Origin of the sequence: uncultured Aliivibrio sp. (assembly GCF_946479765.1) — a bacterium.
Classification (GTDB): Bacteria; Pseudomonadota; Gammaproteobacteria; order Enterobacterales; family Vibrionaceae; genus Aliivibrio.
This window is the reverse complement of the sequence record NZ_CAMLHO010000023.1, coordinates 44,293-60,598: the sequence shown is the minus strand read 5'-3', so window position 1 is coordinate 60,598 and position 16,306 is coordinate 44,293. Positions and strand designations below refer to the sequence as shown.

Genomic DNA, 16,306 nt, shown 5'->3' with positions numbered 1-16,306 from the left:
TTATAATAATGATATTTTTAACTATAATGGTGTTTACTTTATAAATTATTACTTATATATTGATTTGGTTACCACGATAAATGACTAGGATACATTCATGCTTTCTTCTACAGCCCTACAATTTGCTGCTTTGTGCCAAATAATGCTCGGTGCTGTGTCGCGTGTAACATCAACTATTATTGCTGTCATTCTAGTGATTATTAACTAGGCTGGCGGCACTTCCGTCAGCCAGGCTGACGGAGGACTTCTTAATTTTCTTCTTCTTTTTTCAGCCAATCTGACGGTCCACAATAAAGCTAATAGGGCATAGCCCAATAGCAATAAGGACTTGTACATTGAAAAAACACAACTTGCTTGCGATTGGTCTAATGACGTTTGCCATGTTCCTTGGTGCAGGAAACATCATATTCCCTCCTTTTCTTGGCCTTGAAGCAGGCACTCAATTCTTCCCTGCAATGCTCGGCTTTTTACTTACAGCTGTTGGGCTTCCAGCATTAACGCTGATTGTTTTAGGGCGACTGAGTGACAGTAGTCAACTAACTCAAGCGTTACCGAAACCATTGGCGATTGCTTTTTGGGTATTACTTTTTATTGCAATTGGCCCTGCTTTTGGAATGCCACGAGCGGTAACGGTTGCGTATGAAATGGGTATCAAGCCATTCTTTACCGGTGACCACCTAATGCTTTTCTCGGTTATGTTTGTGGGAGCTACGTTATTGTTGGCTTTCCAAAGAGGTAAGTTGGTGGATTACATTGGTAAAGTCATGACGCCACTGCTTGTTCTTATGCTAGCCGCGTTAGCGTTAGCGGCCATTATTATGCCATTAGGTGTCCTTGGTGATCCGAGTGCCAGTTATCAGCATAAAGCCATTACAAGCGGTTTGATCCAAGGTTACATGACAATGGATGCGATTGCGGCCGTTGGGTTTGGTTGGGTCATCATTAAAGCCATTCGCGATAAAGGGTGTGAATCACCGAAAGATGTTTGTCAAGCAACGCTTAAAGTAACGTTGATTTATGCGCTGCTAATGTCGGCGTGTTATTTAGCGATGGCTTATGTTGGTGCGACATCAACGTCTATTGCTGAAGGCGCAACCAATGGTGGTGAATTATTAACGCGTTATGTTGCTGAGATATTTGGTCCACTAGGTCAATACTTATTAGCAGGTATTATTATTATGGCGTGTTTAACGACGACGGTAGGGTTGACAAATGCGTGTGCTGAGTACAGCCAACAGACGTTCCGCACTCCGTTTGCGATTACCGCGATTATCGTTACAGCGATGACAGGCGTTGTTGCTAACTTCGGATTAGAGCAAATCTTGGCTATCAGCTTACCTGCTATACTTATATTATGTCCGGTGGCAATTGCTTTAGTATTAGCTGCGTGGTTTTTACCTACGACAAAACACAACATTATTTCATACGTTAGTGTTGTGATGATTAGCTTTGTATTTGGTGGGTTAGATGCACTGCATATTTTGGGATTATTGCCTGATTCTTTATCTGCACCATTAACTCGTTATATTCCTCTCTTTTCTGCTCACGCGAGTTGGTTTTTGCCTGTGGTGATAGCGGTGTTTATTAGCCTATTGCTAAACAGAGAATTGAGTGCGTTAGAGTCATCGAATGAAGATTAGATAAAGATAAGATCTCTGCGATATTTCATTTATTTATAAGGGTTTATGCGCTTTTAAAAATAGAATGTAAGGAGGATACTCACTCTATTAAATGGTTTTTATCATCAGAGAAATAGTGATTTGAAAGAGGTCAGTATGACAACAATAAAGAAAGGGTTACGTGCTGTTGCTGTATTGGAAGCAAGTAAGGGGATAATGTCTCTATTGATTGCTTTTGGGATACATACGTTAGCTGGTCATAATTTACGACATTTAGCTGAATTAATCGTGAGCCGTTTACACTTAAATCCGGCAAGTCACTTACCTAGTGTATTTATTGATGCAGCGAGTGGATTAACTGACGTTAAAATCATGTTATTTGCCATTGGTGCGGTGGTGTATTCAATCATTAGGCTTGTTGAAGCTTATGGATTATGGCGTGCACAAATGTGGACAGAATGGTTTGCTTTGGTGAGTGGAGCTATCTATATCCCTTTTGAGCTGTATGAAATGATTTTCCGTACAAGCATTCTTGGTTTTACGGCATTTATTATTAATATTATTGTTGTTGGTTATATGACTTCTGTCATTCTTGATAGAAAGAAAAGCCCCCTTACTATCAACAAGTAAGTTTTTTTACTTGCATATTAGTGATTACAATACCGCTATTGCGAACGGGCAGCAATCGCTACCCGTTCAATCATCAATAGTGATGATTAGAATTTATAAGTTACACCAGCGTAGAGTGAACCAATACTCATTGCGTAGTCATCAGAATAGCTGTAAAAGCCATAATCTTTACTTACGTTTTCCTCGATGAAAATATCACCTTCATAAGCAACACGGAAAGCCAAGCCACTTAATGCTCTTGGTGCATACTCAACACCAACACCGTAGTGGAAAGACGTGTTATTTTCGCTTAAAGAATGGCCTAAAACATCCGTTGATGATTCTAATGCACCTAAACCAACAATACCAAATGGGCGCCAACCGCTATCAAATGTGTAACCAAGATTTGCAGCAAGTGAGATAGATGTTGATTCAATATCGATACCTCTAAAACCAGTAGATTTGACGGTTGGGTGGTTTACATTGATATCACCGTATTTTGTATATTGAAGTTCAACAGCAACAATACGGTTGAATTGATAGCCACCAATAAACTTAATAGTTGAATCATCAGTATCAATAGATACGCCACTGTAATCAAAAGCACCACCATCATCAAAGGTTGTGGCACCAAGACCAGCGCCTAAATAAAAACCTGAGATGTTATCGTTAGCGCTTGTAAAAGCAGAAAATAGTGTGAGTAATAATATGATTTTTTTCATGAGGGTCTCATTCTATAATAGGGTGCCTAAAAGTTGGTTTAATTATAAGAACATGAAAAAAATAAACTAAATAAGTTCCACACTAATAGCAAATATTTGAATTTCATTTGATTATTTGTTGTTATAAAAATCTAAAATGTGCTGATAACTAAATATGTTTACGGGTATAACTTTATGTTTTAAAAAATAAATATATGATTTGATGCCAAATCAATAGTCAGTTATTGATTTGTTTTATAATTGCGGTAAACTTCAAACTCTGGTTGGTAAATGTTTGTTTTTTCAATGTGTTTTTAGTTGTTTATTTAAATAATCAGAACGATTTAACCGAATTATCACTAATCGTTAGGCCTAGATGCAGAAAATCATAATTGCAAATTTGGTGTTAGAACCAGAGACAAGAACATTACGCAATATTACGGGTGAAGTAATTACGCTTAGGCCTCTTCCTTATAGTGTATTTACTCTATTGTTTGAGCAAAAAGGAAATTGTCTAGACCGTGATCATTTGTTTGATGTTTGTTGGGAGGGGGCAGTAGTTACCGATCAAGCCTTAACTAATGTGATTTCAAGTTTAAGGCGCAATTTAGTTAAACTGAAAGCTCAAGGCATCGAAATAAAAACAGTGAGTAAGGTGGGTTATTTACTGCTTGTTGATGATACTTTTTCTATCGCGGATGATCTCATTACACAAGAAATAGATAACACAACGCCATCGATTTTACCATCAGTTGAAAATACACCTACACCTAGTACTGTAACTGAAGACTCTATAGCGACAGATAAAAGAAATCCGCGTTCTCGTCACTTTTGGTTAACTAAACCGTCGTTAATTTCAGTACTACTTTCATTGTGTTTATTATCAATGATTGTATTTGTATATCAATATAAAGCGGTCTCATCGGTGCCTCATTTCCTTGTCAAAGATCACTACCAGCATTTTAAAATAAACAATACCGATATTTATTTACTTAATAAGACCCGAAAATCGGTGAGTGTTGAGGCTATTCAAAAAGAGATCCAAAAATTAAACCCTGTAGAGTGCAATGCTGAAATTTATATTCGGATGTATGATTCTGCTTATGATGATGACGTTTCTTCTTTAAGGGGATACGTTTCAGCCAAAAATAGCAATAGAAATGCGAATTATTCATTGAGTCAATTTTCATATAATGATCTACCAATGATTATTGAAAAATCGTTTAATAGGGCCAAACTTGTATGCGAATAGTCAATTTTATTTTATTGTTATTTTTAGTAGGATTGCTCTCTTACTACTGGTTATTTCAGGACTCAGAATTACAAGGTACTCGTTGGACTTGTAATGAACTTTCTACTAATTTTATATCTGCGCCATATCAAAAATATCAAGAGATTGGCGAACGATATGTGCTTTATTTTGCATCCTCTTCTAACTTAACGATTTTTCAAAAAGGTAAATTAGTTTTTAAAGGCGGAGAACATGAAAAGTATGAAGTCATTATCGATGCGGATTACAAAGTGAAAAAAGACAAGATCTCAGTGAAATCTAAAAAGATTGATTGGCACCTTAAACCAAAAAATGCTCCGATTTTTATTCAAGATCTTGATTCATTAAAAGACTTTGAAACGGATTTGAATTTTATTATTAGTGATGAAAAACTGTATTTCCATAATCGTAAAAATCATGAAAATACCAATTTTGTTTGCTTTGCTTCTTAAATCAGGTTTCAGGTGTAGTATCTGAAGAAGCCAGTTTTTCAAGTTTGACTTACTTTTCTGATCATGGTGAAGATGTTATTAATGGGTTAGGGCATAAAATATTTAAAGAAAACAATACCGATCATTAGATATATATGAACGGCATTAGCATAGGCTTAACTCAATATTAATACAGCTTAAATAATGATAGATCGGATTTTTGTTGTTCAGCTAATATCGCTAATTCTTGACTCACTTGTTGTGTTTGGTGAATCGAGGATACATTTTCATTAACTAAATCAAAAGTACGAGTGGTGTTTCTTGCGATGTCTTCAGTAACAGAATATTGCTCCTGAGATGCGGTAGCTACTAATGTGTTAATATCTGAAATTGCTTGAACTGAGTTTGCAATATCATTAAATGATATTTTCACATCTTCTGATAAAACAACCGATTTTTGAATGAGTGTTACATTCTCTATCATGTTGTTATTTGCTTTCTCAGACTGAGTTTGAAGTTTAGAAATAATATCTTGTATATGCTTTGTTGATTGTTGTGTTTTGGCTGCTAAGTTACGAACTTCATCAGCAACAACGGCAAAACCACGCCCTTGCTCCCCTGCGCGAGCGGCTTCAATGGCTGCATTTAAGGCAAGAAGGTTCGTTTGATCAGAGATCGAACTAATGACACTTGTAACGTCACCAATATCTATTGCATTTACTTTTAACTCTTCAATCATTATCGCCGTTTGTTGAACTGAGATATTTATGCTCTGAGTTAATCGAATCGATTCTTCTAAATGTTTTTTACCGACATTAACATTGTTTATGGCTGATTGAGCTTGTTCTTCAGCTTGTGTCGCATTTAATGTAACTTCTTTTGAAGTGCTTGATAGTTCACTAATCGCTGTTGAAATTTCTTCGATTTGAGCCAGTTCATGTTGTGAGTTTTCAGCGGTAACTCCCATAACTACATTTGACTCTTCAGCGCTTGTTGCTAATTGCGCGCTTCCATTATCCATTTTTTGTAATATAGAATGAAATTCAATTAACATTTCATTTAAATATTTAGTGCTTACACCAAGTTCATCTTCAGATAATACTTTTGCTCTAATTGTTAAATCTTTATTTTTAGAAACTGATTCTACAATGCGTGATAATTGTACAGCTTGAGCGATTAGTAGCTTTGAAATAAAAATAGAAGAGATAATCGTTATAGTTAATATAGATAATATAATGAAAACGGTAGAATAAATAGAGCTATTAATGTTATTGTTTAGTTCAGTAATTATCACATTTATATCAATAACTAACTCATCTTCATATTGTTTAAATGCATTAATTCGATTGGTTGATGCTTGATACCAATCTGTAGCCGAGACAGTATAGTTTCCTTCTTTGTAGTTATTATTTACCATTTCTCTAATATCAGATACTTTTTTTGATACAGGGTCAGAAAGAAGAGTATTTAATTTTTTTACTTGTTGATTACTGGCATATTCTTTAAATGTTGAAAGGTGTGCATTTTGAGTTGAATCCAGAGTAACGAATGTTTTATATAGTGATAAAGAAACAGGACCTGAACTCGACAAAATATTATTTAAGCTTGCACGTTCTTTTCCTGCCGCCTCTTTAATCTCTAAAAATAATGAGTAATTTCTTAAATAAGGGGTCAGTGTTTTTTCTGTTGAATTTTTTACTATCATATTGCTTAATGATAGAAATAACCTGTTAATATCTGTGTAATATTTAGCGACGTTAGAGGATGTCATATTAAATGAATCAGCATTACTTCGATTCATATTAAGACGTTCAAGTTGCGAAAAAACACTTAGCATATCATTGTAAACAGCAGGGTGAGATAGCTGTAACTGCATCGATTTTTCTTTCAATGGTTTCAAGTATTTATTTAATACAGCATCGGTTTCATTTCGTTGGACTAACATTTCTTCTTTAAAATGAGCACCTTTTGAACTAACAAAACCAGCGGTTGCCCCTCGTTCTTTCTGAAGTTCATGAACAATTAGGCTACCTTCAATTGATATATCAGTCATTGAGCTAATATCTTGTAGTTCTGAACGAAGTGATATCGTGGTATGTAATGTACTTAGGGAAAAAAATAACATCCCAACGATTGGGAGTGTGATAATAAATAGAATTTTTTGTTTAAATGTTAATTTTTCAATGAAGTTCATAGTGTCATTCTGCATAAGTTTAAATTCTTTAATTAGTCAAGCTATTTTAATTATTGGGTCGTGCTTTTCTTATGATTTCTTAAGTTTGAGATGATTCTATATTATTGTGATTAGATAATATCTACTACTTTTGAGTATAAATATATATGTAAAAGTAATGATAAAAGAAGTATTTAATAACATGATAGAAGGGGGTTGTTAATTCAGCATTACGTAAATCAACAATTATACCTTTGCGAGTTAAGTTGGTTTGTGTTGATTCCTAAGTAATTGTGAATAAATTAGCTGAATTGTGAGTGAGTTGATTGTAAATACTCGAGTTAACTTGTAACCACTGCTACCTTTTATAGTGAGGTATTAATTTAAAAAGCGCATTAGTCACTTTAAATAGATGTTTTAGTGTATGCGCTGTAAATAGTTGGGGTATGTACTATGTTAGGAGATACAAGTTCTTATTCTCATCATCAATTTTTATCTATTGTGTTTTGTTTTATCTTATGGAGTTTTTCTTCTGTAAGTCATGCTCAGGCTCCATTAAAAGTAGGAACCTACCACTGTCCTCCCTTTATTTTCCACGACAAAGGTCAAGAGTTCGAAGGCCTAAGTATGACACTATGGGATCGTATTGCAGAAATCATGGGCGCGACTTATACCTTACAGAATTACGAACTTGATGATTTGTTATTGGCGACAGAAAAAGGTGATATTGATGTCGGTGTGTCCTGCATTTCGATCACGACTGATCGTGAGGAGCATGTTGACTTCTCTCACTCATTTTATGAAACACACCTTGCGATAGCCGTAAAAAGCCGCAGTTATCTAGATACCTTTATCAGCATCATTACCAATAATACTTTATGGAAAGCCATTGGTGTTTTCTTTGCGGTAGCGATTAGTGTTGGCTGACCACAGTATTGCTCATGAAAATTATCAAACGATGGATGAGTTATTATTAGCGTTAGAAAATGATCAAGTTGATGCTATTGTGGCTGATGATGCGGTATTACGGTACATGATAAAACAAGGTAAAAATAAGCAATTGTTTAACGAATTAGTTGTCCTTCCTTATCAATTAGAAAAGCAAAATTATGGCCTAGTGTTAGTTGAAAATAGTGAGTATGAAGAAGAAATCAACCGAGCTTTATTATAAATTCGTGAAACCACAGAGTGGCATCGGGTCTTGTTAGAATATTTTACAGAGAAGTGATTCATATTAGTGGTGCTTACATTTCAAACATAGTAACAGAACGCTGATAAAGCCATACATGTGCTTGCCCAGCGTTTTTGTTTTTTCCAACGACACGATCGATGTGTAATAACCAATTCTTCTCTTCAGAATCAACATCAATTATTTTTAAAGACGTATTATTCTGAATTATGTGATTTGGAGTAAAGCCCCAACAATGATCTAACTGTAATAAAGATTGTAACGTACTTAAATTATTGGTTGTGGTGACGGATGATGAGAAGTACGTATTCCAAGGGCTATGCATATTAGTAAAGAGTATTTGACGAAACGATTTCAACTCTTGTAATTGAATCGATTTTTGAGAATGTAAAGGATGGTTATGTGCCGCTGCAATAGTGACAGGTAAATAACCTACTAAGCCTAACTCAACGTCTTTTGGAAGAATATCTCCGGACAACATGAACCCAATTGATGCTTTTCCTTTTGACACTTGTTCGCTTATCTCTTGGTTTTCAACGGTATTAATGTGTAACTCAGTGTGTGGGAAATGCAGATAAAATTCATTGATTACATTATAAAAAGAAGGTGTTAACAATAGCTCATTAATTGCGATGGTTAAGGTATCTTCTACGCCTGCGCTGAAAGAGTGGATCATGGTTTCAATGTCTTTTGCTTGCGAGAGTAGATTAAGAGATTGAAGATATAAACGCTTACCGTGTGGCGTTAATGTTGGTATACGAGTGGAACGATCAAATATCTCAATCCCAGCATCTATTTCTAAGTTTGCGATTGCCGTACTAACGGCTGATTGCGCTTTTCCCAATTTTCGAGCAGCCGCAGAGAATGAACCGCATTCGACACAAAGTACAAGAGTTTCAAGTTGTTGGAGATTAAACATATCAAGCCATCTATTATTCAGCTAATCACTAGCTAGAGTGTATCAAAATATCACATGATAATGGATGAACGTAATTAATACTTATAAGGTTATTTTACTTAATAGACTAAGTAGGTGTTATTATCCGCCGCCCATATTCCCTTTGCATAGAAGGACAAGAGAGATGCATGATCGTGCCAGCCAAATGGTGATATTTTACGCCCTAGCCAAAGCGGGTAGCTTTACTGCTGCCGCAAAACAAATGGGCGTGTCTACCTCTCATGTAAGTAAACAACTGGGTATATTAGAAGCAGAGATTAACGTTAAGTTAGTACAACGCACGACACGTTCGTTAACGTTGACTGATGCCGGGCAACAGTTCAATTTGTATTGTGAGAAGATGTACAGTGCGATGACTGAAGCCAGCACTATTATGGATAATGAACGTGATGAAGTTGCGGGTATCTTGCGTTTAGGGCTATCACAGTCTTTTGGTACTATGCATATCATTCCTGCGATCGACAAATTACGTCACCAATATCCAGATCTTCAGGTCGAAGTTCGCTTGTTTGACCACCGTGCAGATATGCTAAAAGACGGTTTAGATCTCTGGGTAACTAACTTTGAAGATTTACCAGAAGGTTACGTAGCGCAGCGATTAGCGGATTCACATTTTGTATTGGCAGCATCGCCTGATTATTTGATTGATAAAGCTGTCCCTCATCATCCTCAAGATTTAACTGAGCATAATTGCTTAACTTATCAAGGCCGTCACCGTGACTACAGTAATTGGGATTTCAGTAAAGGCACTGAAGCATTGTGTGTCAAAGTTTCTGGAAACTATCGTGTTGATTTAGCTGAAGCAGTAAGAGATGCGGCTATTTCAGGGTGGGGCGTAGCGTATTTAGCCAGTTATTTACTTACCAATGAGTTTAATGATGGCAAACTTATTCAGTTATTACCTGATTGGAAAGCGAGCCAAAAAATGCCAATTTATGCGGTTTATCCAAGCCGTAAACACCTGCCAAGAAAGATAAGTGCTGTGATTGATTTCTTACGTGAGCACATTGGTCAACAGCCATATTGGGACAAAGCGTTAATGAAACGGGTTAAGTTATAATCAAAGAATGATGCGTTCAATATAGTCATTGATTAAATTAAATACAGCGCAATGATGTCTTTTTAATCAATGAATTAAGTTCATTGTCAACCTTGAAATAAATATATTTTCCATATGGCAACAATACCAGTCATATATTTCCTTGTTATTTTATAAATCAACGAGTTAAGATATTTACACAAAGCGTGATCTAAGTCTCATTAACGGAGTGTTAGCAAACCCGACTTGCACGCAAACCTTTGCGCATTAAAATGCAAGCTCATTTTCGATAGTACAGGTTTTTATCATGACATCTTTCCTTGGTATTTTTGCCATTTTACTATTTGCTTATTTATGTTCTACTGATCGTCGCAATATTCCTTTAAGAACGGTTTCTTTGGCGTTTGGTCTACAAATTTTATTTGCTCTGTTGGTACTGTATGTTCCAGTAGGTAAAGAAGTTTTAAACTCGCTAACCGCAGGCGTTTCGGGCGTTATTGAATATGGACAAGAGGGCATTGCCTTTTTGTTTGGTGGTTTGGCTACGGGTAAAGTCGGCTTTGTATTTGCCGTTAATGTTCTTGGTATTATCATCTTCTTCTCTGCCCTTATTTCTGCGCTTTACCATCTTGGTATTATGCCTAAAGTGATTAACTTTATTGGTGGTGGCTTACAACGCTTATTGGGTACAGGACGTGCAGAATCACTTGCTGCGACTGCTAACATCTTTGTAAGTATGGTTGAGGCACCACTTGTCGTTAAACCTTACTTGAAGCACATGAGTGATTCTCAGTTCTTCGCGGTAATGACCTGTGGTTTGGCGTCAGTGGCTGGCGGTACGATGGTTGGTTATGCATCGCTAGGTGTGGACCTTAACTTTCTAATCTCAGCGGCATTCATGTCTGCACCTGCCGGTTTATTGATGGCAAAAATGATGGTACCACCGGGTGATGAAGAGAATAATGACGATGAAATTACATCGATAGAAATCGACCACGCAACGAACGTATTTGAAGCACTAGCTGATGGCGCAATGTCAGGTCTTCGCATTGCTGTGGCGGTGGGGACAACGTTATTGGCATTTGTAAGTGTGATTGCACTATTAAATGGCTTATTAGGTCACGTGGGTGATTTATTCGGTTTCAATCTGAGCTTTGAATTGATTCTAGGTTACGTATTCGCACCTGTGGCTTTCTTACTTGGTGTGCCGTGGAACGAAGCGATCCTTGCGGGTTCATTAATTGGTAATAAGATCGTGGTAAATGAGTTTGTTGCCTTTATTCAATTGATGGAAGTAAAAGATCAACTAAGCCCACATTCTATTGCGATTGTTACCTTTGCATTGTGTGGTTTTGCTAATATCTCAACTATGGCTATTTTGATTGGTGGCTTGGGAAGTTTAGTGCCAGAGCGTCGTTCATTCATTGCTAAAATGGGTTTCCGAGCAATCACTGCGGGTGTATTAGCGAACTTAATGAGTGCCGCGATTGCGGGTGTGATTCTTTCTTTATAGAAACGCACAGTAAATTGATTAAGTAGAAAAGAGGCGCTCAATTGAGTGCCTCTTTTTTATTGGAAATAATCTTGAATTACTGAGTGAATTTTATACGCAGTGGTGGTGTTGTATTAAATTCAGCAGTATCAAAACTATCTAATTTATGGTGCTTGATAAGCGCTCGTAAATTATCAACGTAAGCTTGTCCACGCGTAGAGTAGTGAGATAAAGCTTGAACTAATTCACTGCCTGATAATTTGTTATCTTGACGTAATTGCTGACGTAAAGTCCAAAGATCTTTATATGCAGAGGTTGTGTTTAAGTTATACATATAACGAGCAGTACCAGCGAATAGGTTATCGAATGCGGCCACTTTTACATGCCCACCAGGGGTACTTAAATACTTACCGCCTTTAGATGATAGATGCTCACCGTATAAACTATTTCCGTTTACTGCAAAGTAACTGGTTCCCCAACCACTTTCGTCAATCCCTTGCGCTAAAACCATACCAATAGGGATAACATCTAAACGTAGAAGTAACTCGTCAACATTATTTGACTTAACATCATAAGATGCCATTAGGTTTTTCATCCATGCGCTTTCTTCTTGAGTCCACTTCGTTGTCGGCTGCTTAGATAACGAAATCACCTCATTTCTAACTTCTGTTATATGTTTATTTACTTCAATGATGGTCGGCAGCAATAAACGGATAAACCCTGAGGTTTTCTGCTCAACAGGCAATGAATTTAAGTCAGTAGGTAGGTTTTCTACAAAAATAGCAGGAAGACTGTCATTCTTTATTGTGGTGTTTAATTGATACTGCTGTTGCTTAAATTGATTGATAAGTGCTTCTGCTGAGGAGATTATTTGCACTTTTACATCAGGGTAAGGTTGGCTGATTTTTTCCGGAGGAGTAGGAAGGGCAGCGTTTGCAACTGATGTTACGATTAATAATGCAGGTGCAAAAATAGACGTTAGTTTTTTAGACAAAGACATAAATGGCGCTCCATTGTTCAATCAGATTATCACGTTAGATTAATCTGTGGGATCGAAAACGGTGCTAAATTCAGCACCGTTTTTAGTGTTTATGTGGAGTTAACAGTCGCTCTGTTATTCTTCTACAATAGTCACTTTCTCGATCACAATACTCTCTTTTGGAACATCGTCAAACTCACCGATAGATTTAGTTTTAATTTTTGCAATTTTCTTAACTACATCCATACCTATAGTCACTTCACCAAATACCGTATAACCCCAGCCAGCGTTAGTGGTGGCAGTGTGATCAAGAAAAGTATTGTTAGCGATGTTGATAAAGAACTCACTGGTTGCAGAGTGAGGTGCATCAGTACGCGCCATAGCGATAGTGCCGTTTAAGTTTTTCAAACCACGGTTCGCTTCGTTCACAATTGGAGCACGCATTTCTTTTTCTTGCATATCAGCAGTAAAACCACCGCCTTGGATCATAAAACCTTTAATAACACGATGGAAAATGGTGCCTTCATAAAAACCGTCTTGGCAGTATTTTAAGAAGTTTTTTGAGCTTACCGGTGCTTTTTCTTTGTTAAGCTCAATGTGAATGTCGCCAAAATTGGTGGTTAAAATGATCATATAGTTAATGTCTATTTAAAAGTTAATTGAGAAAGATTATACGTAGTTTCTTAGTTTATGTTGAACTCTTTGAATATCGCATTGCCCACTTCCACAATAATTTGGTTGCGTGAGGCCATATCTAAATTTGTTAGCATTTCATTGTATGCCTTAAATATGCATTTTTTGTCGTTTATAAATTAATCAAATTTTCGTTGGTAGCGAGGTAGCATACTTTCATTACCTAACAAACCACCTTGGTGGATGTACAGTAGAGTCTGATTGATGTTGTTGGGTAACCAATCACTCAAGCAGCGCCACATTAGCGGGTCGTATAGAAGTTCAAATTCAACGTCAGTTTGTAAGAGAAGCGTTTTCCACATCTCGTAATCGTGACAATATAACTTCCCAAAATGGTGTTTTTTCGTTGGCGTTAGAATCTCAGGATGATCTGTTTCACCAAGCTCTAAAAATTGCTCGGTAAGATAAGAATTACCACCGACACAAGCACAAGTAATCACTTTTATATCATGAGCTTTTAAGTGCTTATGAAGAAATAAAGCCGTTGTTCCTGTTCCCGATGGTAAGGCAACCGTTAGAGAATTGAGTGCTTGCTTTTTTTTCCATGCTATAAGCTCTGTCGCCAGTTGTTTTACTCCACTTTCAGCTAAACCACAGCGACCCCCTTCAGGCACAAATAACTCATGAGCGTTGGGCTGTCGAACTTGGTGGATGTAGTCGAAACTTGAATAAAGAGTACCGTCACTTTTTATCGCATCGTCACGCTCATTCAATGCAATTATATTTGCCCCTAATGCCAAGGCCGCGCGGTAGTTCCCTTTTGGATTTTCTTGTAGAAAAGAGGGAATATGATCAACGTAAAAGTCTAACTGCCAGCCTTTTAATTGAGCCAGTGCCGCTAATGAGTAAAATGAGTTTGCCTGTGGTGAGCCATAGCCAATAATCGTGGTAATCGCAGGGAAATCACCGTCTAACAATCCCATAAACTTACGAGCTTTGTTGCCAGAAAATTGAGGGTGAAGTTTATCATCGCGCTTTAAATAGAAATCGACACCATTAAATTGATGCTGAGTTACTGGGCTGTTTTGGATTTTCATGATGAGATATAAATATAGACTGTAGGAAAGGAGAAATGACCTTTCAGTGAGGTGAAAGGCCATATAAATCTGTAATGAGAATTACTTTTTCATCATTGATTTTAAAGCAGCAAACGGGTTGTGCGTTGCGCCTTGATGATCATCTTCACCGGCTTTAATTTGAGAGCCGTATTGATCATGCTCTGTGTATTTAGAGTGCTCATGATCGTGACAGAAAAGACAAAGAAGCTCCCAGTTACTGCCATCATTTGGGTTATTAGTATGATCGTGATCTTTATGGTGAACCGTTAATTCACGTAAGTTTGAATAGACAAATTCACGCGCACAATTACCACAAACCCAAGGGTACAGTTTTAATGCTTTTTCACGGTAACCAACTTCTTGACGGGCATAAGTGGCACTAGAGCCATAAAAATCTGATGACATATAAATCTCGACTGCTAAAGTTAATACAATAATTATATGGAAAGAATATACCACGTTTTTAAGGAGAATAAATGCTATCAAAACTAGAACTGAGAATTCCACCGCCGTTAGTCATGCTACTGTTTATGGTAACCGTATTTGGCTTTGATAAAATAATGCCATTTACTCTATTTTATTTACCATGGTTAACTTACGCTTCGGTTATTAGCTTAGTCACGCTTGGTGGTGTCATTGCATTGTGGGGAGTGAAAGAGTTTAAAAATGCCAAAACAACAGTTAATCCACTCAAGCCAGAAAGCAGCTCATCACTTGTTAACTCTGGTATTTATCAATACACCCGTAACCCTATGTACCTTGGTTTATTACTGGCTTTGCTGAGTAGTGTCGTTTATACCCAACATCCATTGGGTTTGGTGAGTGCATTAGGCTTTGTTCTTTATATGAATCGCTTTCAAATTGAACCTGAAGAGAAAATGCTAGTTGCGTTGTTTGGGGACGAATTTGTTGAATATACCAATCGAGTAAAGCGTTGGTTTTAATTAACGAATAATCATGATTTCGTGACAGGTTGAGTGTTTTTGTCTCTGCCATACCGCTTTTATAATGCGTATATAAGAGATCTGATTGTCGATTTTTTAGTGGAGTTTCCACAAATACAAATAGAAGTGAGTTTGTGTGCTTCAATTTCCACTAAGACAATCTTACCTTGTTTATAAGCAGCGAAAGTTTCAACCTAAAGTACTAACCATATTGATTGAACGTATCATGACTAGCATGGCCCGATCTTGACATTTCCCTGACAGAGATTTGCTGTTTTTCGTCTTAGAGGTCACGATTTAATCATAATAAATCAATTAAAATATGCTTATAAATTAAACATCATGGCTGGGTGTATTATGAAAAAGAAAATTAAACTTATTATCAAGATTACATTGTTTTTTGCTTTTTTCGGCATTGTTGGACACGTTTTTGCTGCTGAAACCTTAACTGCAAATACGGTAGTGACAAAGTCAGACCAACAAATGCGTGGAGATTCGAGCTACACCGAGCTAACTATGAATATTATTCGTCAAGATTGGACACGCAGCATGAGCATGAAGAGTTGGACTAAAGATAAAAATCTATCCTTGGTGCTGATTACGGGTCCTGAAAAAGATCGTGGAAGCGCTTCATTAAAGCGTGATAAAGAGATGTGGAGCTGGCTCCCGAGTATTGAACGTGTGATTAAAATTGCGCCGTCAATGTTAGGTCAATCATGGATGGGGTCAGATTTTACTAATGATGATCTGATTAACCAATCCTCTATTGTTGTCGATTATGATCATAAACTGATCAAAGAAGAGATGATTGATGGTGAGAAAGTATGGGTAATTGACGCGATGGCGAAACCAGATGCTCCCGTTGTATGGAGTAAAGTACGTCTATGGATCTCACAGAAGACCTTTATACAACGTAAAGTAGAATCGTACGATGAGTTTGATGAATTAGTCAACACTATGACCACCTATGATATTCAAGATTTTTCAGGACGTATGGTTGCAACAAGAATGGAAATGCTGCCAGCGGATAAGCCTGGTAATAAAACAGAAATGATCACGCATAAAACCCATTTTAATTTCTTGATTAATGAAGAATTTTTCTCTCAAGCGCAGATGAAGTCATTGCGTAATTAATGTAATGATTAGGTGGT

15 protein-coding genes and 2 pseudogenes are annotated in these 16,306 nt (G+C 36.9%); 10 read left to right on the top strand and 7 right to left on the bottom strand.

The window, feature by feature from the left end; genetic code table 11:
• Nucleotides 1-335: 335 nt before the first annotated feature.
• Both brnQ and Q1K78_RS10480 read left to right on the top strand, forming a co-directional pair.
• Nucleotides 336-1,640, top strand: a complete 1,305-nt coding sequence (brnQ, locus tag Q1K78_RS10485; RefSeq protein ID WP_300177932.1) for a branched-chain amino acid transport system II carrier protein — start codon at nt 336-338, stop codon at nt 1,638-1,640.
• A gap of 135 nt (nt 1,641-1,775) precedes the next feature.
• On the top strand, nt 1,776-2,249 hold the full coding sequence (locus tag Q1K78_RS10480) for a DUF2127 domain-containing protein (protein ID WP_300177929.1): 474 nt from the start codon (nt 1,776-1,778) through the stop codon (nt 2,247-2,249).
• 86 nt (nt 2,250-2,335) lie between these two features.
• Here the strand turns inward: Q1K78_RS10480 and Q1K78_RS10475 are convergent, their stop codons facing one another.
• Nucleotides 2,336-2,950 carry a porin family protein gene (locus Q1K78_RS10475; protein ID WP_300177926.1) on the bottom strand — a complete coding sequence of 205 codons (615 nt, stop codon included), beginning with the start codon at nt 2,948-2,950 and terminating at the stop codon, nt 2,336-2,338.
• Nucleotides 2,951-3,305: 355 nt separating this feature from the next.
• Between Q1K78_RS10475 and Q1K78_RS10470 the strand changes: the two genes are divergently transcribed.
• Entirely contained in the window at nt 3,306-4,181 is an 876-nt protein-coding gene (locus Q1K78_RS10470; protein WP_300177923.1) for a winged helix-turn-helix domain-containing protein, read from the top strand.
• Nucleotides 4,172-4,651 (top strand): hypothetical protein, encoded by a 480-nt coding sequence (locus Q1K78_RS10465; protein WP_300177920.1) that lies wholly within the window; start codon nt 4,172-4,174, stop codon nt 4,649-4,651. Before Q1K78_RS10470 ends, Q1K78_RS10465 begins: the two co-directional genes overlap by 10 nt.
• Nucleotides 4,652-4,817: 166 nt before the next feature.
• On the opposite strand, the gene Q1K78_RS10460 is transcribed toward Q1K78_RS10465, so the two are convergent.
• Complete coding sequence (locus Q1K78_RS10460) at nt 4,818-6,824, bottom strand: methyl-accepting chemotaxis protein (RefSeq protein ID WP_300177935.1); 2,007 nt, start codon at nt 6,822-6,824, stop codon at nt 4,818-4,820.
• Between the two features lie 432 nt (nt 6,825-7,256).
• On the opposite strand from Q1K78_RS10460, the pseudogene Q1K78_RS10455 reads away from it, so the two are divergent.
• A pseudogene (locus tag Q1K78_RS10455) lies at nt 7,257-7,974 on the top strand (transporter substrate-binding domain-containing protein).
• 73 nt (nt 7,975-8,047) lie between these two features.
• Here Q1K78_RS10455 and Q1K78_RS10450 read toward each other — a convergent pair.
• Nucleotides 8,048-8,911, bottom strand: a complete 864-nt coding sequence (locus tag Q1K78_RS10450) for a LysR family transcriptional regulator (RefSeq protein ID WP_300177917.1) — start codon at nt 8,909-8,911, stop codon at nt 8,048-8,050.
• 163 nt (nt 8,912-9,074) lie between these two features.
• On the opposite strand from Q1K78_RS10450, the gene Q1K78_RS10445 reads away from it, so the two are divergent.
• Both Q1K78_RS10445 and Q1K78_RS10440 read left to right on the top strand, forming a co-directional pair.
• A complete protein-coding gene (locus Q1K78_RS10445; RefSeq protein ID WP_300177914.1) occupies nt 9,075-10,010 on the top strand; it encodes a LysR family transcriptional regulator in 936 nt (311 codons plus the stop codon).
• Between the two features lie 286 nt (nt 10,011-10,296).
• Nucleotides 10,297-11,502: a NupC/NupG family nucleoside CNT transporter gene (locus Q1K78_RS10440; protein WP_300177911.1), complete on the top strand. Its 1,206-nt coding sequence runs from the start codon at nt 10,297-10,299 to the stop codon at nt 11,500-11,502.
• A 76-nt stretch (nt 11,503-11,578) separates the two neighbouring features.
• On the opposite strand, the gene Q1K78_RS10435 is transcribed toward Q1K78_RS10440, so the two are convergent.
• The 4 genes from Q1K78_RS10435 to Q1K78_RS10420 form a co-directional block, all read right to left on the bottom strand.
• Entirely contained in the window at nt 11,579-12,481 is a 903-nt protein-coding gene (locus Q1K78_RS10435; RefSeq protein WP_300177908.1) for a glucosaminidase domain-containing protein, read from the bottom strand.
• Between the two features lie 114 nt (nt 12,482-12,595).
• Nucleotides 12,596-13,093, bottom strand: a complete 498-nt coding sequence (locus Q1K78_RS10430) for a peptidylprolyl isomerase (protein ID WP_300177905.1) — start codon at nt 13,091-13,093, stop codon at nt 12,596-12,598.
• Between the two features lie 179 nt (nt 13,094-13,272).
• Nucleotides 13,273-14,190 carry a 1-aminocyclopropane-1-carboxylate deaminase/D-cysteine desulfhydrase gene (locus tag Q1K78_RS10425; RefSeq protein ID WP_300177902.1) on the bottom strand — a complete coding sequence of 306 codons (918 nt, stop codon included), beginning with the start codon at nt 14,188-14,190 and terminating at the stop codon, nt 13,273-13,275.
• Between the two features lie 81 nt (nt 14,191-14,271).
• Nucleotides 14,272-14,616 (bottom strand): YajD family HNH nuclease, encoded by a 345-nt coding sequence (locus tag Q1K78_RS10420; RefSeq protein ID WP_065591705.1) that lies wholly within the window; start codon nt 14,614-14,616, stop codon nt 14,272-14,274.
• A 71-nt stretch (nt 14,617-14,687) separates the two neighbouring features.
• On the opposite strand from Q1K78_RS10420, the gene Q1K78_RS10415 reads away from it, so the two are divergent.
• The 3 genes and pseudogenes from Q1K78_RS10415 to Q1K78_RS10410 all read left to right on the top strand — a co-directional run bounded on the left by Q1K78_RS10415 (nt 14,688) and on the right by Q1K78_RS10410 (nt 16,289).
• The gene (locus Q1K78_RS10415; RefSeq protein WP_300177897.1) at nt 14,688-15,155 is read left to right on the top strand and encodes an isoprenylcysteine carboxylmethyltransferase family protein; all 468 of its coding nucleotides are present in this window, start codon (nt 14,688-14,690) and stop codon (nt 15,153-15,155) included.
• A 154-nt stretch (nt 15,156-15,309) separates the two neighbouring features.
• A pseudogene (locus Q1K78_RS17390) lies at nt 15,310-15,405 on the top strand (LysR family transcriptional regulator); the annotation flags it as partial.
• 107 nt (nt 15,406-15,512) lie between these two features.
• Nucleotides 15,513-16,289, top strand: coding sequence for an outer membrane lipoprotein-sorting protein (locus tag Q1K78_RS10410; protein ID WP_300177895.1), 777 nt, complete (start codon nt 15,513-15,515; stop codon nt 16,287-16,289).
• Nucleotides 16,290-16,306 lie beyond the last annotated feature (17 nt).

What these genes read in the sequence shown, in the direction of transcription:
- Q1K78_RS10480 (WP_300177929.1), top strand. Translation starts at nt 1,776, where the DNA reads ATGACAACAATAAAGAAAGGGTTACGTGCTGTTGCTGTATTGGAAGCA.
- Q1K78_RS10475 (WP_300177926.1), bottom strand. Translation starts at nt 2,950, where the DNA reads ATGAAAAAAATCATATTATTACTCACACTATTTTCTGCTTTTACAAGC.
- Q1K78_RS10470 (WP_300177923.1), top strand. Translation starts at nt 3,306, where the DNA reads ATGCAGAAAATCATAATTGCAAATTTGGTGTTAGAACCAGAGACAAGA.
- Q1K78_RS10465 (WP_300177920.1), top strand. Translation starts at nt 4,172, where the DNA reads ATGCGAATAGTCAATTTTATTTTATTGTTATTTTTAGTAGGATTGCTC.
- Q1K78_RS10460 (WP_300177935.1), bottom strand. Translation starts at nt 6,824, where the DNA reads ATGAACTTCATTGAAAAATTAACATTTAAACAAAAAATTCTATTTATT.
- Q1K78_RS10450 (WP_300177917.1), bottom strand. Translation starts at nt 8,911, where the DNA reads ATGTTTAATCTCCAACAACTTGAAACTCTTGTACTTTGTGTCGAATGC.
- Q1K78_RS10445 (WP_300177914.1), top strand. Translation starts at nt 9,075, where the DNA reads ATGCATGATCGTGCCAGCCAAATGGTGATATTTTACGCCCTAGCCAAA.
- Q1K78_RS10440 (WP_300177911.1), top strand. Translation starts at nt 10,297, where the DNA reads ATGACATCTTTCCTTGGTATTTTTGCCATTTTACTATTTGCTTATTTA.
- Q1K78_RS10435 (WP_300177908.1), bottom strand. Translation starts at nt 12,481, where the DNA reads ATGTCTTTGTCTAAAAAACTAACGTCTATTTTTGCACCTGCATTATTA.
- Q1K78_RS10430 (WP_300177905.1), bottom strand. Translation starts at nt 13,093, where the DNA reads ATGATCATTTTAACCACCAATTTTGGCGACATTCACATTGAGCTTAAC.
- Q1K78_RS10425 (WP_300177902.1), bottom strand. Translation starts at nt 14,190, where the DNA reads ATGAAAATCCAAAACAGCCCAGTAACTCAGCATCAATTTAATGGTGTC.
- Q1K78_RS10420 (WP_065591705.1), bottom strand. Translation starts at nt 14,616, where the DNA reads ATGTCATCAGATTTTTATGGCTCTAGTGCCACTTATGCCCGTCAAGAA.
- Q1K78_RS10415 (WP_300177897.1), top strand. Translation starts at nt 14,688, where the DNA reads ATGCTATCAAAACTAGAACTGAGAATTCCACCGCCGTTAGTCATGCTA.
- Q1K78_RS10410 (WP_300177895.1), top strand. Translation starts at nt 15,513, where the DNA reads ATGAAAAAGAAAATTAAACTTATTATCAAGATTACATTGTTTTTTGCT.